Annotated in this window: 26 protein-coding genes; 25 read left to right on the top strand and 1 reads right to left on the bottom strand. The window is 51.1% G+C overall.

Translation table 11 applies throughout. The features are described 5' to 3' along the window. Position 1: 1 nt before the first annotated feature. From V2546_RS11600 to V2546_RS11570, 7 genes are all read left to right on the top strand, one after another. On the top strand, positions 2–820 hold the full coding sequence (locus V2546_RS11600; protein ID WP_329752380.1) for a DUF3849 domain-containing protein: 819 nt from the start codon (positions 2–4) through the stop codon (positions 818–820). Then, complete coding sequence (locus V2546_RS11595; RefSeq protein ID WP_425516119.1) at positions 817–1161, top strand: plasmid mobilization protein; 345 nt, start codon at positions 817–819, stop codon at positions 1159–1161. The genes V2546_RS11600 and V2546_RS11595 overlap by 4 nt, the downstream gene beginning before the upstream one ends. 155 nt (positions 1162–1316) lie before the next feature. After that, the gene (locus V2546_RS11590) at positions 1317–1616 is read left to right on the top strand and encodes a CD1845 family protein (RefSeq protein ID WP_100932255.1); all 300 of its coding nucleotides are present in this window, start codon (positions 1317–1319) and stop codon (positions 1614–1616) included. Between the two features lie 124 nt (positions 1617–1740). Beyond that, positions 1741–2334 (top strand): type IV toxin-antitoxin system AbiEi family antitoxin domain-containing protein, encoded by a 594-nt coding sequence (locus V2546_RS11585; protein ID WP_425474077.1) that lies wholly within the window; start codon positions 1741–1743, stop codon positions 2332–2334. Beyond that, entirely contained in the window at positions 2331–3185 is an 855-nt protein-coding gene (locus tag V2546_RS11580) for a nucleotidyl transferase AbiEii/AbiGii toxin family protein (RefSeq protein ID WP_100932254.1), read from the top strand. The genes V2546_RS11585 and V2546_RS11580 overlap by 4 nt, the downstream gene beginning before the upstream one ends. After that, positions 3182–3508: a hypothetical protein gene (locus tag V2546_RS11575; protein WP_100932253.1), complete on the top strand. Its 327-nt coding sequence runs from the start codon at positions 3182–3184 to the stop codon at positions 3506–3508. The genes V2546_RS11580 and V2546_RS11575 overlap by 4 nt, the downstream gene beginning before the upstream one ends. Before the next feature lie 54 nt (positions 3509–3562). Further along, positions 3563–4975: a relaxase/mobilization nuclease domain-containing protein gene (locus tag V2546_RS11570; protein ID WP_329752379.1), complete on the top strand. Its 1413-nt coding sequence runs from the start codon at positions 3563–3565 to the stop codon at positions 4973–4975. A gap of 189 nt (positions 4976–5164) precedes the next feature. Here V2546_RS11570 and V2546_RS11565 read toward each other — a convergent pair whose 3' ends face one another. Continuing rightward, the gene (locus V2546_RS11565; RefSeq protein WP_008723376.1) at positions 5165–5506 is read right to left on the bottom strand and encodes a helix-turn-helix domain-containing protein; all 342 of its coding nucleotides are present in this window, start codon (positions 5504–5506) and stop codon (positions 5165–5167) included. A gap of 130 nt (positions 5507–5636) precedes the next feature. Between V2546_RS11565 and V2546_RS11560 the strand changes: the two genes are divergently transcribed. From V2546_RS11560 to V2546_RS11480, 18 genes are all read left to right on the top strand, one after another. Then, positions 5637–6179, top strand: a complete 543-nt coding sequence (locus tag V2546_RS11560; protein WP_158388287.1) for an SLOG family protein — start codon at positions 5637–5639, stop codon at positions 6177–6179. Between the two features lie 107 nt (positions 6180–6286). Beyond that, entirely contained in the window at positions 6287–6457 is a 171-nt protein-coding gene (locus V2546_RS11555) for a hypothetical protein (RefSeq protein WP_187358205.1), read from the top strand. Positions 6458–6472: 15 nt separating this feature from the next. Then, the gene (locus tag V2546_RS11550) at positions 6473–7588 is read left to right on the top strand and encodes a hypothetical protein (protein WP_329752377.1); all 1116 of its coding nucleotides are present in this window, start codon (positions 6473–6475) and stop codon (positions 7586–7588) included. A gap of 61 nt (positions 7589–7649) precedes the next feature. After that, positions 7650–7928 carry a hypothetical protein gene (locus V2546_RS11545; protein ID WP_118553543.1) on the top strand — a complete coding sequence of 93 codons (279 nt, stop codon included), beginning with the start codon at positions 7650–7652 and terminating at the stop codon, positions 7926–7928. Between the two features lie 18 nt (positions 7929–7946). Beyond that, positions 7947–8459 carry a hypothetical protein gene (locus tag V2546_RS11540; RefSeq protein ID WP_329752376.1) on the top strand — a complete coding sequence of 171 codons (513 nt, stop codon included), beginning with the start codon at positions 7947–7949 and terminating at the stop codon, positions 8457–8459. Continuing rightward, a complete protein-coding gene (locus V2546_RS11535; protein ID WP_015563522.1) occupies positions 8456–8689 on the top strand; it encodes an immunity 17 family protein in 234 nt (77 codons plus the stop codon). Before V2546_RS11540 ends, V2546_RS11535 begins: the two co-directional genes overlap by 4 nt. An 11-nt stretch (positions 8690–8700) precedes the next feature. Beyond that, entirely contained in the window at positions 8701–9204 is a 504-nt protein-coding gene (locus V2546_RS11530; protein WP_002588985.1) for a DUF2004 domain-containing protein, read from the top strand. Between the two features lie 36 nt (positions 9205–9240). Further along, positions 9241–9567, top strand: a complete 327-nt coding sequence (locus V2546_RS11525) for a DUF5713 family protein (RefSeq protein WP_002588986.1) — start codon at positions 9241–9243, stop codon at positions 9565–9567. A 5-nt stretch (positions 9568–9572) separates the two neighbouring features. Then, positions 9573–9722 carry a hypothetical protein gene (locus V2546_RS15745; protein WP_006059601.1) on the top strand — a complete coding sequence of 50 codons (150 nt, stop codon included), beginning with the start codon at positions 9573–9575 and terminating at the stop codon, positions 9720–9722. Between the two features lie 65 nt (positions 9723–9787). Further along, the gene (locus V2546_RS11520) at positions 9788–10519 is read left to right on the top strand and encodes a DUF4241 domain-containing protein (RefSeq protein ID WP_015563523.1); all 732 of its coding nucleotides are present in this window, start codon (positions 9788–9790) and stop codon (positions 10517–10519) included. Between the two features lie 136 nt (positions 10520–10655). Continuing rightward, entirely contained in the window at positions 10656–10988 is a 333-nt protein-coding gene (locus V2546_RS11515) for an Imm51 family immunity protein (protein ID WP_486463585.1), read from the top strand. Next, positions 10985–11248 (top strand): hypothetical protein, encoded by a 264-nt coding sequence (locus V2546_RS11510; protein WP_006773010.1) that lies wholly within the window; start codon positions 10985–10987, stop codon positions 11246–11248. Before V2546_RS11515 ends, V2546_RS11510 begins: the two co-directional genes overlap by 4 nt. Positions 11249–11258: 10 nt before the next feature. After that, positions 11259–11558: a DUF6881 domain-containing protein gene (locus tag V2546_RS11505; protein ID WP_329752375.1), complete on the top strand. Its 300-nt coding sequence runs from the start codon at positions 11259–11261 to the stop codon at positions 11556–11558. 15 nt (positions 11559–11573) lie between these two features. After that, positions 11574–12524: a hypothetical protein gene (locus tag V2546_RS11500; protein WP_006773008.1), complete on the top strand. Its 951-nt coding sequence runs from the start codon at positions 11574–11576 to the stop codon at positions 12522–12524. Beyond that, the gene (locus V2546_RS11495) at positions 12521–12931 is read left to right on the top strand and encodes a DUF6966 domain-containing protein (protein ID WP_002588992.1); all 411 of its coding nucleotides are present in this window, start codon (positions 12521–12523) and stop codon (positions 12929–12931) included. Before V2546_RS11500 ends, V2546_RS11495 begins: the two co-directional genes overlap by 4 nt. An 11-nt stretch (positions 12932–12942) precedes the next feature. Next, positions 12943–13917, top strand: a complete 975-nt coding sequence (locus tag V2546_RS11490) for a hypothetical protein (RefSeq protein WP_117623995.1) — start codon at positions 12943–12945, stop codon at positions 13915–13917. 516 nt (positions 13918–14433) lie between these two features. Next, complete coding sequence (locus tag V2546_RS11485) at positions 14434–20631, top strand: immunity protein Imm33 domain-containing protein (protein ID WP_486463587.1); 6198 nt, start codon at positions 14434–14436, stop codon at positions 20629–20631. Positions 20632–20646: 15 nt separating this feature from the next. Next, positions 20647–21510, top strand: coding sequence for a CbrC family protein (locus V2546_RS11480; RefSeq protein ID WP_329752373.1), 864 nt, complete (start codon positions 20647–20649; stop codon positions 21508–21510). Positions 21511–21515 lie beyond the last annotated feature (5 nt).

Here is a 21515-nt window from a genome sequence, read left to right as displayed (position 1 = left end):
CATGAATACTAACGATCTGAATACAGCTCTTTATGAAAAGATGGCTGCCGAACAGGACAAGTTCCGGGACTGGCTGAAAAGCCAGCCCCCGGAAGAAGTCTTAAACCATGCCTATGAGTACACCATCCGCGAGGACATCGTGATGGCAATGGAGGAACTGGAGTTGACCGACACCCAGGCTCAGGCGCTTTTGGAATCTCCCTCTCCATTGACGGATGTGTACCGCTATTTTGAAAAGCTGGAGACCGGCTATATGGGTGTGATCCGGGACAGCATTGAAAGCCGTGCCGACGATGTGTGCAGAGCTAAAGAGGAACTGCGAACAACACCGATCTATCCCCATTCAGCTGCCTATGCGAGAGAACATGGGGAGCTGGAGCAGTACCGAGCTTCCAACAATGTAAATCGCCAATGCAAGGAGTCTATTGAAGCGGCGGTGCGGGAGCACTTCGACGGAATGTATCTCAGCCACGATGCGGCAAAGGGTGTGATCGAGACCTATGGCATGGAGCGTGTGTCCATGGTTCTGTCTAACACGGTCCAGCTTCAGGACTGGGATGGGCGTTACTCCCGACGCAATAAGGAATGGGCTAAGACCATTCCCAACGAGAACCCCGAAACCGTCCGTTGTGGTTATGTCCTGAACAGCCACCCTGCTGTGCTGGATGGCTTTATTGATCTGGTGCGAGAAGAACAGCAGCGTAGCCGTACTCAGGGAGAAAAACTGCAACCGTCCCGCCCCTCAGTACGGGATAAGCTCAAACAGGAGCTGCCTGCCCATAAGCCTGCCGCCCCGAAGAAACGGGAGCCGGAGCGATAACTATGGCAAAGCGTAAGCGGGATATGCAATTAAACTTTAGAGTTTCAGCGGAGGAGCTTGCTGTGATTGAGCAAAAAATGTCTCAGTTTGGAACCTCCAACCGTGAAGCCTATCTAAGAAAAATGGCGCTGGATGGGTATGTAGTCAAGCTGGAGCTACCGGAGCTGAAGGAGCTTGTTTCCCTGATGCGCCGAAGCAGCAACAACTTAAACCAGCTGACCCGTAAAGTGCATGAGACTGGGCGGGTTTATGATGCTGACTTGGAGGATATATCCCAGCGGCAGGAACAGTTATGGGAGGGCGTAGAGGAAATCCTTACCCAGCTTTCCAAACTTTTATAACAGGGATAGATACTCCATCTGCGGAGGGAGGAACGGCGTTTCTTCGCCGCACCTCCCTCCGCTTTTTCTTTTTGCCGGTATCCTTGTCTTTTGCCTGCCCATGCCGGATAATATGATTAGAAAAGATACCAAGAACGCTGCAAGGAGGAAATGACATGAAGATTTTGAAAGGACTTTTGATGATTATAACTGCACCGGTCATTTTGGTGCTGACGCTTTTTGTCTGGCTCTGCACGGGGCTGATCTACATATCCGGTCTGGTGCTTGGTCTGCTCAGCACTGTAATTGCTCTGCTTGGCGTGGCTGTGCTTATTACCTATTCCCCGCAGAATGGTGTGATTTTGCTGGTTGTGGCATTTTTGATTAGCCCTATGGGGCTGCCGCTGGCTGCAATCTGGCTGATGGGTAAGGTGCAGAGTTTGAAATTTGCCATTCAGGATTGGGTTTATGGATAAAAAATACGAAAAGCCACAAAATGCCAAACACCGTCTGTTAAATTTGGAAAGAGAAACTATATATCCACGACTTTACTTTTGAACTAATATTGCGTATAATATTAGTGCGAAAGGAAGTGATATGATGGGACAATTTGAACAGCTGGATCAGATGCTAACAGAACAAGAAGGAATGCTGCGAACATCGCAGGTCGTATCTTCTGGAATTTCAAAGCCGGTATTTTATGATTATGTGCGTTCACGAGATTTGGATAGAGTCGCACATGGGATTTATCTGTCCAAAGATTCCTGGGTGGATGCCATGTATCTGCTTCATTTGCGATTTGAACAAGCAGTATTTTCACATGAAACAGCTTTATTTTTTCACGATCTGACAGACCGTGAACCAATAGAATATACAGTTACGGTCAAAACTGGATGCAATCCAAGCAAAATGAAAGCAGAAGGCATTCAAGTTTTTACGATTAAAGCAGACTTACATGATGTAGGACTTACAACAGCGAAAACTCCGTTCGGGCATACTGTTCCGGTTTATGATATGGAGCGAACGATCTGTGATTTGCTCAGAAGCCGTAGCAGAATTGAAATTCAGACCTTTCAGGGAGCACTGAAAGCGTATGCCCGTAGAAAAGATAAGAACCTGCGAGCTTTAATGCAATATGCTGGGATGTTCAAGGTGGAAAAAATTTTACGACAGTATTTGGAGGTACTTTTATGATAAAAACAGCAAGGCAGCTTAAAGATTTAATACGAAACCTTTCCAGAGAAAAATCCGCAGATGCTCAGATTTTAATGAGGAACTACATGATGGAGCGTTTTTTGGAGCGTATTTCTCTTTCTGAGTATCGTGATAAGTTTATCTTGAAGGGTGGTATGTTGGTAGCGGCTATGGTTGGATTGGATGCCCGCTCTACGATGGATTTGGATGCAACCATAAAAGGAGCTAATGTTAATGTGGAGGATATTGAGAATCTAATTTCATCAATCGTAACTGTTCCGATTGATGATGGTGTTAAATTTCAGCTGAAAAGTATTTCGGAGATTATGGATGAAGCAGAGTATCCGGGGATTCGTGTCAGCATGAGTACAACATTCGATGGTGTAGTGACCCCTTTGAAAATTGATATTTCTACGGGAGATGCAATCACTCCAAGAGAGGTTCGGTATTCATTCAAACTTATGCTGGAAGATCGCTCCATTGATATTTGGGCTTATAATTTAGAAACTGTGCTGGCAGAAAAACTGGAAACCATTATTACCAGAACCACAACCAATACCCGCATGAGAGATTTCTACGATATTTACATTTTAGAACAGCTGCATGGAACCACGCTGAACCCGAAAATTTTACATGATGCGCTTCTGGCAACTGCTCATAAACGGGGATCGGAGAAGTATCTTAACCGGGCTGAAGAAGTTTTTGACGAAGTGGAAAATGATTCGGTTATGCAAAAACTTTGGGAGGCATACCGCAAAAAGTTTTCTTATGCTTCTGATTTGGAATGGAATGTGATTATGAAAGCAATTCGCAGGTTATATGTTCTTTGCGAGAAGGGCATCAGCTTATGAAAAAGCATGGACACTATTGTAAAGTTTGTGGTGAATACAAAGCCAACGAAAAATTTTCAGGCAAAGGTCATGCATCCCACATTTGTAAATCCTGTGCTTCGCTACCAGCAGAAAAGCAGGCTGAACTGATGACACTGAATCGTCTTTTGAATCTTCCATGGAGGCTATCGAAAGAACAGTTGCCCTGGCTGAAAAATCGACTAAAGGATAGGCGGCCTGATGTCCGTGCATTGGCGCAAGAGCAATATGAAATGAGATTTCCACCAAGACACTTAGAAGATGATGAGTTCAATTTTTTCGATGAAGAAAGTTTTATAGAATAGTGAAAGCGGTCTGCTATGGCAGGCCGTTTTCTTTTCGGGAAGGAGGTCTGACCTATGGCAACCACGAGAATCATGCCGCTTCATGTCGGCAAGGGCCGCACAGAAAGTCGGGCGATCAGTGACATCATCGACTATGTGGCCAACCCAAAGAAAACAGATAACGGCAGACTCATTACCGGCTATGCGTGTGACAGCCGGACTGCGGATGCAGAGTTTCTTCTGGCAAAGCGGCAGTACATTGCCGCTACCGGACGAGTGCGAGGTGCGGATGATGTGATTGCCTATCATGTGCGCCAGTCGTTCCGCCCCGGTGAGATCACTCCGGAAGAAGCGAACCGGCTGGGTGTGGATTTTGCCAAGCGTTTTACCAAGGGCAATCATGCCTTTGTGGTCTGCACTCATATAGACAAATCGCACATTCACAATCACATTATCTGGTCATCGGTCAGCTTAGAATATGACCGGAAATTCCGAAACTTTTGGGGCAGCACCAAGGCGGTCCGTCAGTTGAGCGACACCATCTGCATTGAAAACGGACTGTCTATTGTAGAGAACCCGAAACCTCACGGAAAGAGCTATAACAAATGGCTGGGCGATCAGGCAAAGCCCTCTCACCGAGAGCTGCTTCGTGTGGCGATTGATAATGCATTATCACAAAGTCCTGCTGACTTTGAGGAGCTGCTGAGGCTGCTGCAAGAGTCCTGCTGTGAGGTATCAAAGCGCGGAAAATCATATCGCCTGAAGCTCCCTGGTTGGGAGAAAGCCGCCCGAATGGACAGCCTGGGCGAAGGATATGGATTGGAAGATTTGCAGGCAGTTCTCTCTGGGAAGAAAACGCATACCCCACGAAAGAAAGTGGTCGCACAGGCAGAGCTGCCGAAGGTCAATCTGCTGGTGGACATTCAAGCAAAATTGCAGGCAGGAAAAGGTGCTGGCTATGCTCGATGGGCTAAGGTTTTCAATCTGAAGCAAATGGCACAGACCATGAATTACCTGTCAGAGAACAATCTGCTGGAGTATGCGGTTTTGGAAGAAAAGGCTGCGGCTGCCACGGCACATCACAATGAACTTTCGGCACAGATCAAAGCGGCAGAAAAGCGCATGGCAGAGATTGCTGTTTTGCGTACGCACATCGTAAATTATGCCAAGACCCGTGAGGTCTATGTGGCATACCGCAAGGCAGGATATTCTAAGAAATTCCGGGAAGAACATGAGGAAGAAATTCTGCTCCACCAGGCTGCTAAGAATGCCTTTGATGAAATGGGAGTCAAGAAGTTACCCAAGGTCAAAGAGTTGCAGACGGAGTATGCGAAATTGCTGGAAGAAAAGAAAAAGACCTATGCCGAGTACCGGCGTTCCCGTGAGGAAATGCGGGAGCTTTTAACGGCAAAGGCCAATGTGGATCGGGTGCTGAAAATGGAGGTAGAACAGGATGTTGAAAAAGAAAAAGACCACGGCCAGCGATAAGCTGGTCCTGGTCAAAAGCGTTCGCAGAACGCGCAGCCACAGAATGAAATTCTGTGTTCAAAGGGGCTTGGGGGCACTGACCTCAACAAGCAGTTTGTGGCGAAATGGATAGCCACAAGCATTGCTTGCCACAATATGCTGCGCATAAAATGAAAAAACTAACGACGGGACGCTTACTGCCTCCTATCGTTAGTTTTCTGTGTTTAAGCGACTTATAAAACCAATCAGCATAATCAGATCGTCATCTGACATCTTTCTCATTCCGTCCAAAGCCTTCTTGATAAGCTGAGGGTTATTCTCCTGTGCATCAAAAAATTGAAGCGGCGTAATTTCAAAATACTCACAAATGTTGAGAAACTGCTTCATAGACGGCATAGAACGCCCGGAAGAAATTGCCTGAATATAGCTTCTGTTCTGCCCTAACTCCATGCTCATCTGATATTCTGAAACGCCTTTTTTCAATCGTAATTCTGTGATTCGATTGCGGATAAATTCTTCGTCCATACGCTCACCTCTCTGCTCTTTTAGCATAGCAGAAAGCCATTCTTGATACTTCGTATGTGTTGTGTTATAATTTTGTAATATAACCTTTATACGCATTATTATTTGCGTTATTTTTGCTTTATATGCGTAATCAAGGCAGTTATCAAGGGTGATTTGTATGAATCAGTATGCCTGTGCCATTACCGGCCACAGACCAACAAGATTTTGCTTTGGATATAATGAGGAAGATCCTCTATGCCAAAAGCTGAAAGAATGTCTCCTGGAGCAGTTTCGCATACTCCATGACGAGAAATTTGTCCGTACTTTTTTTGTCGGCGGTGCTCTTGGTGTGGATATGTGGGGTGGAGAACAGCTTCTAACATTGAGAGCACAAACAGGATACGAGGATATTAAAATTATCGTTGTAATTCCCTTCATCGGCTATGACTCTAAATGGCCGGATCAGAGTAGACATAGATTGAAAAAGCTGATCCAAAACGCAAACGATTCGATTGTTATTTCACATCCTGCGGATGTTTCCAGTTATAAAAAAAGAAATTATTATATGGTCGATCATGCAGAGTACATCATCGGTGTGTTTGATAATCAGAAAAAGCTGCGCTCAGGCACAGCACAGACAGTCAACTATGCCTTACGAAACGGAAAAGCAATCACTCTGATCCATCCAGATACTATGGAAATAACAACCCCTACGACTTAACAAATTCACAAAAATTTTTCATTGGCATTTCCAACAAAATATTTTCATTGAAGGAGTGCTGTGATATAATAAAATATAAAACTATGCTCAGAACAAATGGTGCCGCTATGAACAAATATATTGAACAGCAATTTGCTGCTTTAAGATACGAAAAAAATATTTTGGTTGTTGAAGAAACTACATCTGCTGGTGGATGTGGCTCCTTCAATGCGGCTTCTTCATGTCCTGCGTCAGCCTGTCTTTATGACAGTGCGGCGTGGGGCTTTTTTATTGTCTGAAAAGAGTATGAGAACATGAGTCTGAAATATACCTGCCCCAGCTGTGGAACCCCATTGGGTTATGAGGGATTGTGTTGGAAATGTAAGTGCGAGCAAGAACGGCAAGCTGCTCTGGCCTGGATGCCGGAACAAATTGTCGAAAAACAAAGAAACTTGATACAGAACATCCAGAGGCTGGCTGATATGGAGGACCCAGAGTTCGCCGACTTTTGGCAGCTGCTTGGCTACCATGATGCCATCACCCCGGAGATTCAGCGAGTGGCACTGGCCGCAGAGGTGTTCTGGCCCTGTGAGATCTATTATCATGCTCCCGCCGATGTGCGGGATGGTCTGATCCATGCGCTGTTGTCCGCAGAATATTCCAGCGCGGCCTCCAACCTGATGAGTTGCCTTGCTATGCAAGGAGATGACAAGGCAATGGAGACTCTGCTGGAGCTGGAGCGAAATCCCCGGCCCTGGCGTAAGGGTCTCTATGTAGATCCATCCAGCTATGCGCAGATCGGAGGCTGGACCTTCGACAAGGAGGGCCAGAGAATCCGACTGGGCTTCGATACCTGCTATCCTATGGTCAAGGGAACCACTGGCGAGAAATCTCCCGTCCGCATTGGCCGAGCACGGGAGGACACCTGTCCCCACTGCGGCGGGCGGATGGTGGATATTTTGGTGCTGGATGGCCGGGATGAGCGGCTCCGGTTCCTGGGGCTGGATGGTATCCTGACTGCCACCTGCTGCCCCAGCTGCGTGGGATTCCTCAAAGGCCCCGCCCTCAACCGGTTCGCTCTGGATGGCGGCGTGGAGGTCTTTCCCTCCGAACTCTTTGACGGCACGGAGAAGACGGATTGCTATGTCAGTCCCGAGGAGTACAAGGCCCTCACGGAAAATCCCTTTGTGCTGGGCGAAGCGCCTGTGCCCCTGTTTTACGGTGCGGCCTGCCAGGATGTGAATACCATCGGCGGCTTTGCCAATTGGGTGCAGGACGCGGAATATACTACCTGTCCTCACTGCGGCAAGCCCATGAAGTATCTGGCCCAAATCCAGTGGGATACGGTGTTTGACTGTGCGGAGGGCACGCTCTATGTGGAGTTCTGCTCGGACTGCCAGATCGTATCCATGCAGCACCAGCAGACCTGAAAAAGTCGCACAGTATGAAAAGAGAAATACCAGCAGGTATTTGCGTAAGGAGGCGTCCACTATGTGCGAGCACTGCCGAAACATTCAAACATGGAGAAAATTTGACGCCCCAAAGGACTATCTGGCCTGTATTGCTTACATTCAGCAGTTGGTGTCGGAGGGGGAATTTGAACTGATGCAAGAGGAATCCACCTGCCCACTGGAGAAGGTAAAGACAGAGGATGGCTGGGCAGACGAAATTATGGCTCACATGATTAGGTGCAAGCACTGCGGCCAGATCTTCACCTGTGTGGTCAACACCTGGCGAGGCAGTGGACACTTCAAAAAAGGCAAAGCATGACACAGAAAAGGCGGTGAAATGATGAATCAGGCAGAAGAAGCAAAGCTGCTGGAGCAGCTTGAGCAATGGAATAAGAAGGACGAGTATTCCCGGTGTATCCGGGCCATTGAAGCCATCCCGGAACAGAAGCGGGGCTATCTGCTGACCGTCAAGCTGAGTCGGGCTTACAGCAATCTGGCGGTCCTGGGAGATCATGGAGAGCACGGAACCGACAGTGAAGTGGACGGAAATCTCATCCAGTACGCCATCCGACTGCTGGAGTCCGTTCGCACCCAGGGAGAAAACGACCCTTACTGGAACTCCCGGATGGGCTATTCCTGCCTGATGGCGTACCGCTCCGCAGCCACCGCCTATGAATACGCAAAATGCTGGCTGGCCCTGGCCCCGGATGACCCAGCCGCCCAAAAGCTGGTTCGGGACTGCGAGGAATATCTTGAGGAGGAAAAAGCCTTGGAAATAGATTTGAAAGAACGGGAGGAATTTATTCGGCGGGAAACTCCCGATGATGAAAAGGGGGTTATATGTAAATGAACAGCGAACAGATCACAGTATTTTTGCAAGAGCATTGGTATATTGCCTCGGTGCTCATCGGGGCCGTGATTTTAATTGGAGCGACCCGCAACTGGAACTGGCTCTGCGACCCCACTGGTACGCGGGATGCCCACCGCCACAGCAGAGGATACCGGCGGGTGGTGTTCTTTCTGTTGGGTGTTCTCCTGATTGTGGTGAGTATCTGGGGATTTGTGCTGAAATTGAAATAAGAGGTATATCTATGAAACTGAATTGTAAACGCATTGATTTTACATATACACCCGGTGAGGAAATCTTCAACTTTCCCGAGGAATCGGGACTACCCTTTATCTTCGATGTAGAGGAAGAACTGACCGGCGATCCTGCTGTCATGGATGCGGTGGGAGAAATGCTGGATGAGGCGGAGAAATTGGCGGAGAAGGCCAAAGCCGCCATCAAAGCGGCGCTGGCAGACGAGGACAGCCGCTACCATAGCGTTGTGACATTTTTCATGGAGTTCCATCGGGACGATGTAGGCCCGGATATTGTGGCGGAACTTTTTCCGGGAACCGACCCAGCCAAACTGTCCTTTGCTGAGATGGTTGACTTTTTGAAGCTCAAGCGGTTCGGCAGTCTGGTGGATAGCGAGATGAACCAGCAAGTTTTCATTCTGGATCTGTCCTTTAACCCGGAGATTACCGACGAACTGATGGTAATCTACTTTGATTTGAACAAGGAGATTTTCTGTATCACACATGAGAGCTGAGCGTGACTGACATACACGAGGAAAGGAGCAATCCCTATGAAAGCATTTGACCCCAATTACAAGCTGCTGGACGAGATGTATCAGGACGATTACTATCCTGCTTTTCTGGTGGACAAGGTAAAGGACGAGCTTCAGAAGGTCATCGCCCTGCTGGAGAGTGGCGAAACCGACACCGAAGTGGTGCAGGAAACGCTGGACGAGGCGGTCTGCGGCATCAATGATCTCCAGGAGGAGTTTGACGAGAACGACAGCGAGATCGAAACGGTGGCGCGGGAATGTATTGCGGCAACCGTGGCCTACATTCTGGAGTGGTTTGGCATCCCCATTGACACCGAGGAGGCCATCCGGGAACGGGACTGGTGAACCCTATGGCAGAAAAAGAACTGGCCCTTTGTGATGAGTGCGGAAGCCTGTTTTTCAAAGGCTCCTCACAGATGATGGGGCTGTGCCAGAATGTGCCCATGTTCTCTATGGCTACCCGAATTGTGACCATCATTTTCAGGATGGCCGGTGTGTGAACTGCTATTGGGACGGCTCAAAGAGTGTGTACATCAAGAAACAGAATCAACAGGAGGAAACTGATATGCCTACAACTGAATGGCTGAACAAATACGAAGCAATCAAGGATAAATTGACCTGTAAAGATGACTTGGAGGCCCATTTCACAGAGAAAGTGATTGGGAACATGGCGGTGGATGTGCTGGACATCGGCACCGTCCATTTCCCCACCGGGCAGATTTTCGCCTGTGATCCGCTGGTGGAACTGGAGGACACTCTGCCGTTCCTTCAAACGATCCCCGCCGGAACTTATCCCGTAAAAATCTGCGTGGTGCCCAGCGAACAATACGGCGACCGCTATGCCTGCGTCAAGGTGGAGGTTTCTCAGGAAAAGCTTGTCCGCTATGAGCTGGGCATGGTGGGCAACGAGGATCTGGACGAGGAACTGGGAGAGGACGAGTATTTTGGCTTTGGCGTAGACGCCGGGATGGGCTGTGTCGCGGACATCCAGACCCAGGCGGCCTTCAAGGCATACTGGGCCAAGCGTTTAGAAGAAGACCCGGACATCGACCCCTACAACGACCTGTTCTGCGATCTTCTGGAAGAAAACGCCAAAGCCTACCCCAAATATCAGGGGGACTGCGGCGACTGGCTCAACTGGACAGTGCCGGGCACGGACTGCAACCTGCCCATCTTTGCCTCCGGCTGGGGGGATGGTTACTATCCTGTCTACTTCGGGTATGACGCCAAGGGCAAAATCTGCGCCGTGTATGTGCGGTTCATTGACATTGAAGCCAGTTATCGAGAGCAGGATTAAAAATGTGACAGAACAAAGGAGAACACTATGAAAGACCTTTGCCAATACGGAAACCGGCCGGAGGACGAATGGGAAATCTTGCCCTGGATACCTGACCCGCGTCCGCCCTTCAAAATCTGGGTGAAGCCGGAGCAGATTGCGCCATTCTTTCTCATTCCCCACCCCCCCCTATGCGCTCTCCCTTCTGCTGAAAATCAACAATGGATTCCGGACGGAAGTATTCCGTCGGCTGGGACTGACTGGAAGCAGCGGAGACTGGGAGCGGCTGGTCCGGGGCGTGATCCAGGAGTTCGAGGAAAATAACAGCGGCGTGGATCTGTTTCACTTCGACTCTGACGAGGATGTGTTCTGCGTGTACTCCCAATACATCGACGATTTGATGCTGCTGTCCAAAATGATCCGGGCGGCCTGTGACAATGAAAAAACGATGGGGATGTATCTGAACATGAGCGAGGTTGCGAAAGCATGAAAGATTTGACCACTCAAACAGGGATTATAGTAAAATGCAGTAAAACGGCCATTGAATTTTTCCAAAATGCTCAATCAGTGGATTTCTTCTCTGCACTGGAAATTCCGAAGGAATTCCAAGACATAGCGGTTGAGTTTTATGATTTGATTATGGAAAACGATCATCTCGCGGCCTTGCTGGGCTGTCGCGGCAATTATGATATTGCAATACAGATAGATGAGGTAACCGGCACCATGACGGGGTGGCATTGGTTCAAATGAGGGAAATGGAATGATGGAGTACATCAAGCTTTTTTGGGAGGACGCACCGGAGGGAGAATCGTCGGTGATCCTCTATGAAGTGGATACAGAAAATGAGCGGCTGGCCCTCCGCTCCATTGACATCTTTGCAGATGGCCGCACCCGCAATATCCCTGACCTTTACGACGGCGCCATCGAGATCACGCCGATCCCCACCGTGGAGGAATTGAACGCCCATGTCTGGGGTGAGGAGTTCCACGCCTGCGTCATAGAGCAGGCGGAATTTGAGGCCGCCTGGGAAAGCCACACCTATGATGGAGCGTTAAAGTAGGCAGGAGGAGACACTATGAACAAACCTATAAAAGCCAAAAATCTGCCGTTGTTCTCCATCATTGACCTGGACCAGCTGCGCCGGGAAAAACATCTGGAGGGCACAGAAGTGACAGACTTTTTCACGGCAAGGGATGGAAAAGTCTATCTTCTCATGGAACAGCCGTCCGAAACACAGGGTAAGGACTGGCTCAGCACTCCTTCCACCTATACCGCAGTGGAAATCCAGCTGGATTGGGCGGAACAGCGGGTGCTGGAAACGACGCTGTTTCCTCTTGGCCTCTTGAAGTTCCAGTTTCATTATTTGCGGCCCGCAGGTGATCACTTCCTCCTGCTGGGGGCAAGATGCGCCTATCGGGAAAACGGCCCCGACCAGAACGCCTGGATCGTCAGCCGGGACGGAGCTGTGCTGTCCCGTTTCTGCCTGGGGGATGGCATTCAAGACTGTGTGGTAAAAAAAGATGGCACCATCATTACCAGCTACTTTGACGAAGGTGTATTTGGTAATTACGGTTGGGATGAACCTTTGGGTGCTTGCGGCCTGATTGCATGGACATCGGAGGGAACTCCTCTCTGGAAGAATGAGAACTATTCCATCTATGACTGCTACGCCATCAGCCTGGACGAAGAAGAAAACCTGTGGTTTTATTATTACGATGAATTCCGGCTGGTGCGGACGAACTTCAAAGAGGACTTTGTATTTGAACTGCCAATCGAAGGAAGCGGAGCTTTTTCTGTTGCCCCGTCCGGCAATACCTTCCTGTTTCAAGGCGGATACCAGCAACGGGATAAATTCTACTTCCTTACCGCTCATGGTGATCACCTTGGGAAAAAACAGGAGGCTATTCCCACCTGTGACGGAAACAAGGTCGCTGTGGAGCAGTGCAGCCTGCTTCGCAGCCGGATGTTGTTCCTTGGAAAAGATGGTGTGCTCTATGGAGGTATTTGGGGGAGCGATGGCCAATGAAACAGTCTGATATTTATACCGAGGCTCTGACCTGTCTGCGCTCCATCCTTCTGGCAGACCATCCAGAGTTCCAAAACTGGATCGACTGGTTGGAGCGGGACATTCAGGACTGGAACCAGCGGCGGGAGGTTGCCCACCATCTTCGGGCATACGGAGGTATGGGCTCGTTCAACGACCTGCCCAGTATGCGTGGAAATCACGACTATATTTTCGACTTTCTCAAGTCCGTGTGCTATGCCTTCGGCCATCTTTATGGCAAACGGGAAGGCATTTCTCCGGAGGCATTGATGGAGGAGTGCCTGCACGATGTAGAGCAGGCAGCCTATCACCCCCATAAGGCACTGAACCAAGCCATTGCCCAGCACTTGATGCAGGGCGATTTACAGGAAAACCTGGATAGGCTGTAGGAGGACTTGTTATGAACAAAAGACTATTCCGCACCCAATTCAATCAAATGGAAAACATCGAGAAGCAGGTGCTGATGGAGAGCCTGGCTGCTCGTTATGATATGACCTTTCTCGGTCTACATACCTTTGACCGCTGGGGCCAGAACTGCACCACCGGCATCTTCAAGAAAGATGGTCGGGAGTTCGTCTTTGTCCCCGGCGATACCGTCACCCTGGGCTGGGAGCAGTTTGCCGAGGGACTGAATCAGGAGAGCCGGGAGGAATTGGAGTATCTGTTCCGAGAATGGGAAATGGAGCAGAACCCGGCGGAACTCATCGGAGAGAGCATGGCTCTCGTCCGGCAAGCGGCCATTGGCCCCATGCTGGTGGGCCGGGAGCTGGAGGAACTCTGCTGGGAGTCAGTCAAGATGGACGATCCCAGGCTGACCGCCCACCCTGACTGGCTGAAGGAGTTCCGTGACTTTGCCTGGAGTGACAGCAGCAGTCTTACCTTGCACCAGTCGGCCCGCATAGAACGGACGGAAGATGGATTTCAGACCTGGATCTATAACCGCACAGACTACGATGAACTTCTTACCGGGCTGGAAAAGCAGGGGCTTTCGCTGCCCACGGCGGACGAGTGGGCCTACCTGTGCGGCGGCGGATGTCGGACCCTGTTCCCATGGGGAGATGGGTTAGACTACTCCATGCGTCTACGCTGGTTTGAGGACATGGATGAGGATGAGAACCGGCCCTATGATATGGAGGAACCCAACTTCTTCGGCCTGTCCATCGCCTACGACCCCTATATGCGGGAAGTGGTGCAGGCTGATAGACTTACCACCTGCGGCGGTGACGGCGGGTGCAATATCTGCGGCGGGCTGGGCCCATTTCTCGGTTTCCTACCCTGTTCGCCCCACTGTAAGCCGGAAGTGCAGGAGGACAAGGAACTAAACGGAGATTATGACTTCTACCGGCCCATTATCCGGGTGGAGAACCATGATTGACAATAGAAGCTTGATACGAAATAAAGAAAGAGAGGTGCCGACATGGGAGTATGGGGCATAAAAGCATTAGAGCGTGACGAAGGGCTGGATGTACTGGACATCCTCAAAAATGAATATGTACCGGAGCATCCGGTAATGGATCTGGGCGAGATGATTGAACTGATGAAAGAGGAAGTCATGCTGGGATCTGACTTTTCACAAATCGACTTCCTCTTTGACAATACTGCGATGGCTCTGGCGGAGCTGTATTTCCAATGGAAGGATAACGGCAAGCTGGACTACGATCATGAAGAAGCTATATGGGATAAAGTCACCGGTTTCACAGCATCCAAAGAAGCCCTTGCTTTCCTGCTGCGGCAGCTCACCGACATAAAAAACGAGGTGCCGGACGAGGACGGCATCCGTGAGATTATGGATCTTTGGAAGAACGAGGATAGCGGAGAGATCGCTCCTGCGTGGTTGGAACACTTGAATCAGCTCATTGATCGACTGGATTCAGAACAGGAGGCACGACAAATGTATATCAAAAAATACTGGGGCAACTTTATTGGCGGTTCCGATGACAGTCTGAACCTTGTGGCATTTTTAGAGGATCAGAAAAAGGAGGAGATCCCCCTCAGCGAGATTTTCGCCAAGATCGGTCTGGACAAGCAGAACTGGGACTTTCGCCAAACCGTGGAGTACCTGGAGTTTACACATTCCGATGGCGTGGAAATGGACTTCCACTTCGCCATTGATGTGGTCACCGACCTGGCCGCCATCCTGCTGGAGTGCAGCGTCAGTGGCAGTGTAAACCTTCAGGATCTGGACGAGTACAACACCCCCATCCGCCGTATCCGCATCACTGCTACGCCGGAGGAGCACGAGGCCATGGACAAGGCCCTGGCGGACTTTGCCCAATCCCCCCTGACCTATGACCTCCATGAAATGATGGACGACGAGGAGATTCAGGAGATGGCACATCATGTGGAGGCGCTGCGGAAGGAACTGTACGAGGCCGCTGGCCGCAACCGCAACTACCAGGTGAAAGCGGAGGATGTGAAACATCTGCTTGCTGACTGGGAGGGTGCCGATGGCTGTATCGCCACCAACCGCATCACGGTGGAGGGCCGCAAGGTGGGTTACTGCTATCGTGAGATTCCAGACGGTAACTGGGACAGCGGCTGGCGCTTCACTGCCGGTGACGAGAGCGATGAGTACATGGACGACCCCAACAATGCCGGGATTTACAAGCTGAACACAATTTGCAACGACGATCCCGACATCATTTCTCTGCTGAACACCCCCGCCCCCTGCGCCTTTGAGCGGGATGAGAACGGTGTGTTCCAGCAGATCAAAGACTGGAAACCGGATGAGGACGAGGAGGACCCTGATATGGACATTTTGAAGCAGTGCCAGAAGTGGCATGAGGAGAGCAAACAACATAAAATTATTGATGCGCTGGAGGCCATCCCCGCCGAGGAGCGTACCCCTGAGATGGACAGTGAGTTAGCCCGTGCCTATAACAATCTGGCAGACCCACATAAGCCAACTTGCAAAGAAATGCTCAAAAAGGCCCTCGCTCTGCTAAAGCCCCATGAGGAATACTTCGAGGACGATTATTACTGGAACTTCCGCATGGGTTACTCCTACTTTTATCTGGATCAGGAGGGCCGGGCTCTGCGATATTTTGAAAAGGCATTGGAAGTCCGCCCTGGTGACGATGACACCAAAGAGTTTATCGACCGGTGCAAGCAGGGTATTTCTCTGCCGCAGTTCTGGGAGTGCTTCCGGGATCGGACAGAGAACTGGTGGGAAACCTTTGCCGAGATGGAAGCAGAATTGCGCCAGATGATGGATGACGACAAGGATCACACCCGCGGTGCAGAACTCGTGGCCCAAATGGAGGAAACCCTGAATCTGGCCTTTGATGAAATCTCCTTTGAGCTGGGCGTGGGCGGCGAAAAGCATGAACTGATCCTCACCCCAGAGGGCGACAAAGTCAAACTGTTTGAGCTGGTCTACTTCCAGAAGCACGCTCCGAAAGAGGTGCTGGAGCACTGGAACATCCTGGTGGGCCGTCAACCTGTTCAAAACATCGGTCTGCGAACCAATGATGGCTGGGAGATTTCCGGGGATGATGTGCAGATCTGGCTGGAGGAACAGGGTGAAAACAGCTTTGCCATCTCCGCTTACTGTGAAAAGCTGCTGCCTAAGCTTCAAGAGGAAGAAGGCCGGGCCTGGTGGATGCTCACTACCCTCACCGACCAAGTGCTGGGCGAGATCTCCCACATGAGATACATAGACAGCTTTGATGTGCTGGAGGAACCCAAGGCAGAGCCGTCCTTCCTCCTGTCCCAGCTGCCCGACAAACTGCGGGAGCAGGGCCTGGAGCTCTCCACCGACCCGGAAGCCTATCTGGAGAGCTACCTTGGTTACAAAATGGAACCCAAACAGGACCCGGACGCCGATTGGCGGCTGGATGTAATGGCCGGTTCCACCTGCTGTGTGCCGCTCATCAACGGCTATCTGAATGCCGACAATGATTTTATGGACGATCTCCATGCCGACGGCGCGGTGGCGGGCTTCTTCTGCTATCCCCTGGATACCCTGCGGGAGGAGGAAGGCAGTCAGAAAATTTTCGACTTCCGGGACAAACTGGAGGAAGTGCTCACCGGCGGGGATGGTTCGGAAGTGCTCACTCTCACCGGCGGGGCTACCGGCCTCTACTGTGGCTATGTGGACTTCATCGCCTGGGACATCCAAGAGGCGCTGAACATGGCGAAAGAGTTCTTTGAAGGCACGGACATCCCATGGGCCATCTTCCACACCTTCCGCCGTGAAGCCGGTTCTGTACCCCTAAAGCAACAAGATGCTGGGTCAGAAACTGAGAATCAGGATGACGAGTTGGACGAGGCGCTGACGGGCATGGACTATATTCCTTATACCCAACAGAACGCCGAAGCATTCTTCGCTCAGTTGGAGCAGTGGAACGACGAAGACGAGTACACCCGCTGTATCCAGGCACTGAATGCCATCCCGGAGGACTGGAGGAACTATCGCACCGCCTACGCCTTGGCACGGGCGCTGGAAAACTACGCCATTATCGGGGACCATGACGAGGGCACCCCTCGCTATAAGGGAGACAAGGCCCTGTGCCGCGCCATCGAGGTGCTGGAGTCCGTCCGGGAGGAAGGCCAGGACAAGGCGGAGTGGAATATGCGGATGGCCTACGGCTATCAGTATCTCTATGGTCAGGAGGAAAAGGCCATTCCCTACGCCCAGCGGTGGGCAGAGTTGGACCCGGAGGATGAAAATGCTCCGGCGGTAATTCGGGAGTGTAAGGCGGAGATTCGGAAACGCCAGCGCAGCCGGAAGAAGAAGGCCAAATTCGTGCCCGGTGATACTCCATTTGAGGGCTTTGACCTCACCAACTTCTGGGATGATAATTGGTATGCACTGAAAGAATATGTCAGTGATCCGCCTTCCGATGAGCTGATTGCCAGCGTGGAGGAGGAACTGGGCTACAAGCTGCCCGCCGCCTACATTTGGCTGATGAAGCAGCACAACGGCGGCATTCCGGTGAACACCTGCTATCCCTGCGATGAGCCTACCTGTTGGTCAGATGATCATGTGGCCATCACCGGCATTTTCGGAATCGGACGGGAAAAGAGCTGCTCCCTCTGTGGAGAGCTGGGCAGCCAGTTTATGATCGCTGAGTGGGAGTATCCTGCCATCGGTGTGGCCATCTGCGACTGTCCAAGCGCCGGACACGATATGATTTTCCTGGACTACCGGGCTTGCGGCCCTCAGGGAGAGCCTGCGGTAGTCCATGTGGATCAGGAAAATGACTATAAAATTACCCATCTGGCAGACAGCTTTGAGGAATTTATCCGCGGACTGGAGCATGAATCCCTCTATGATCCGGATGAAGATGCAGAGGATCTTGAGGATGACGCCGACGAGGAGGAAACCGACCATAAGGGTTCCTTTGCCGGATCTGTGCTCCTCTCCAAAGCAGAGTGGGACAAGGAGCAGTTGATTCGAGATCTGCGGGAAGAATGGGGTATCGTAGATGAGGAGCCGGATGAGGGCGACGAAGATGTTGAGAACAGCGATGACGCTGTGGTAATGCGGGTCGGCAATATGATGCTGATTGTGACACTATTCCACGGTCACATCCCGGACAATGAAGCAGAGATCAACGCCGAAAACAACTATATGTGGCCAGAGGCCGTAGAAGTGGCCAAAGCGCACAAGGCCCATATCATGGTGGCTGTGTTGGGCGAGGAGGAAAAACTGCTGGAACGAGGTAAGCTGTTCACCAAGGCGATGGCAGTGTGCTGCAAGCAGAAATACGCCACCGGTGTCTACACCAGCGGCGTGGTATTTGAGCCTCGTTTCTATGAGGGCCTTGCCGATATGCTCAAAAAGGACGAACTGCCCATCTTCAACTGGGTTTGGTTCGGCCTGTACTGGAGCGAGGGGGGCCTAAACGGCTACACCTACGGCATGGATGTGTTTGGCAAGGAGGAAATGGAGGTGTTGAACACCGACGCTGAGCCGGAGGAACTACGGGACTTTTTGGCAAGTCTTGCCTCCTATGTGCTGGCGTGTGATGTGACGCTGCAAGACGGCGAGACCATCGGTTTTTCTGCGGACGATAAGCACACCATCACCCGCAGCCCCGGTGTCTCTCTGCCAGAGGAACAGATGACCCTGAAGATCGGTTACGAGCCTATAAAGGGAGATCCGGAGGATGACAGCTGCGACCACTCAGACAATGAGGACACGCAGAATGAGGAAGAATTCAGTAATCCCGAAGTCTACACCGAGGAGGAGATGGAGGCCGTCGAGGGACACATCCAGCAGTATTTCGGCAAGTTTGAGAATGTATTCCACGAGATCGTTTCCCCGGACATCCATGTGGACATCTGCATGGTGCCGCCCACTGAGGAGCGAGACTATTACACCCTGGTCACCATGGGCATGGGCGCTCACCGGATGAATGTGCCGGAGGAACTGGCGGAATACAAGCTGGAGCGGGCGGAGCTGGCTATCGCGCTGCCTGCGGACTGGAAGCTGGATCAGGAGTCCATGAAAGACGAAAAGTGGTACTGGCCCATCCGCCTGCTGAAATCCTTGGCCCGTCTGCCCATCAACTGTGACAGCTGGTTGGGGCATGGTCATACAGTGGAGAACCGGGAACCATTTGCAGACAACACCAAACTGTGTACTGCTACCCTGATCGGTCCCCAGGGTACGGAGGATGGCAGCGAGGTCTGCACTCTGCCGGGCGGCGAGGAGGTCAACTTCTATCAGGTCATTCCGCTTTATGAGGACGAGTTGGACTATAAACTGGAACATGATGTAGACGCTCTGCTGGACAAGATGGCGGGGATCAGCTTTGTGGTGAACCCCACCCGCCAGGATGCAATCACCCGTGGCACCCTTTCCAATGATGATTTTGACGGTGAGATGGACGATGCTTCCTATCATATTGAGAGCATTGAGGAGAAGGAGCTTCCCATTGACCCCATCAACGCCTACAACCACATGGCGATTTATTTGCGCTGGTGCATGGAGCATGACCTGATGGGCGGGAAATTCCTGGCGGAGCATGGCGAAGTGGTAAATCAGGTCAAAGCCGATCCAGGCAACACAGACCTACGAACATTCATCCGGGAGGAGCTGTTCGGCTGTCTATTCTCGGCTCTGTTCAATCAGAAAGGCCGTGCCTTTGCCCATTATTACTATGGAGAAAATGATGCGCCCTATTATCCTGCCGACATTGATGACTATGCCCTGAAATATTTTGGTCCGTCCCGATACCACTCCAATGAATTTCAACAGGAGGCATACTTATTCATCCCATTTGATGAGAAATACTATCAGGCCATGGTTCAAGTGATTGAGGAACGCTTCGCCAACTGGCAGGAACAGGACTTCGACGAGGACACGCTGGAGCCTTCCGAAGTGGCTCATGCCATCATGGAGTATCTGGACTGCGAGTGTACCTATTTCCCATCCATGGCAGATGATGACCCCATCATGTCGGCATACAGCTACGCCCGGCGGCTGGGGGTACGGGAGGGCTTTGTTCCCGTGCTTATCCAGGCGGATGATGAAACGCTGTTGGAGTGTCTGGTGATGAACACTGACCCGGAGCATGATGCGGACTTCTATGAATTTGACCTCAAAACCGTAACGGAGTACCGGAAGAAGTTGCTCTCCGCTCCCATCAAGGACGGAAAGGCGATTTTGGAGGAATTGACCGGCCAGCGCAAGGAAGAAGCCGAGGACGATGATCTGGACTGGGATGAGGAAGTCTTGGGCGAGATGGAGGGCGGAGAACCCAACGACCGCTTCGCAAACTATTGGAACGATGATACCGGAATGACATATCCGCTCATTCTGGCTAAAATTCCGGTAAAGAACCCCTGGGAGATCTTCGCCTACCTGCCCTTTGGAAATTGGAATGAGTGTCCCGACACACCGGACCTGATGGCAGTGGCGAAATACTGGTTCGAGCAACATGGTGCCATCCCTGCCGCCATGAGCCACGATGAATTGGAGTTTGAACTTCCAACTCCGATTTCCAAGGAAAGAGCTATGGAGGTGGCTGTGGAGCAATATGGTTTCTGCCCAGATCTGGATCAGAATGAGGATGGAAGCATTGGCTCCTTGGCAGATGTTCTGTGGCAGTCCACCGTCTGGTATTTCTGGTGGGATTGATGGGAGGTGCGACCAATGACAGAATATCAAAAAACCTATATCGAACTAAAAAAACAGTTTGTTGCGACCAATGAAGGTCCGGACAGTGTCCGCGCTCTATATACCTTCAAGGAAGAACTTGAGCAGAGTGAGGATCAGCAGGCCAAAGAAGTGCTGGTGGATGTGTATGATCTACTGGACTTCAAAAAGGATGCCTATGAACTGCTCTGCCAAATCGGAAATCGTTCCGATAAAAAGACCCTCAAGCGGCTGGGCACGCTGAAGGACTATGCGGACAACTGGGGCAATCATTATGCTCTCCCCAAGCCCAAAACGCCGGAGGAAAAGCAGAAAGAGAAGGAACGGCAGGCCCAGCTGGGCCTGCCCGCCTTCCGGTATCACCCAAACCCTCTGGAAACTGGGGCTTTTGAGGAATCCACAGACGGCGTTGTCTGCGACTGCTGTGGCAAGACGACCCATATTTTCTATACCAATCCGTTCTTTTCAGTGGAGGATATTGCATATCTGTGCCCAGAGTGCATCGCCAACGGCGAAGCAGCCCGGAAATATGACGGTAGTTTTCAAGATGATTTCTCTGTGGACGATGGTGTAGACGATCCGGAGAAGCTGGACGAGCTGATCCACCGCACCCCCGGCTACTCCGGCTGGCAGCAGGAATACTGGCGCGCCCATTGTGGTGACTATTGCGCCTATTTGGGCCATGTGGGTGCCAGAGAACTGCGGACGCTGGGTGTGCTGGAGGATGTGCTGGACGATCCAATGTGGGACGAGGAGCAGAAGGGAATGATCCGGGAATCCGTCAATGGCGGGCATCTGCAATGCTATCTGTTCCAGTGCCTCCACTGTGGAAAGCACCTGGTCTGGATGGATTTTGATTGAGGTGG

It is taken from the genome of Clostridium sp. CM74B_53, assembly GCF_036318045.1.
GTDB lineage: Bacteria > Bacillota > Clostridia > Lachnospirales > Lachnospiraceae > Pilosibacter.
Note: the sequence above shows the minus strand (reverse complement) of the source record. Positions and strands in the feature narration are given on the sequence as shown.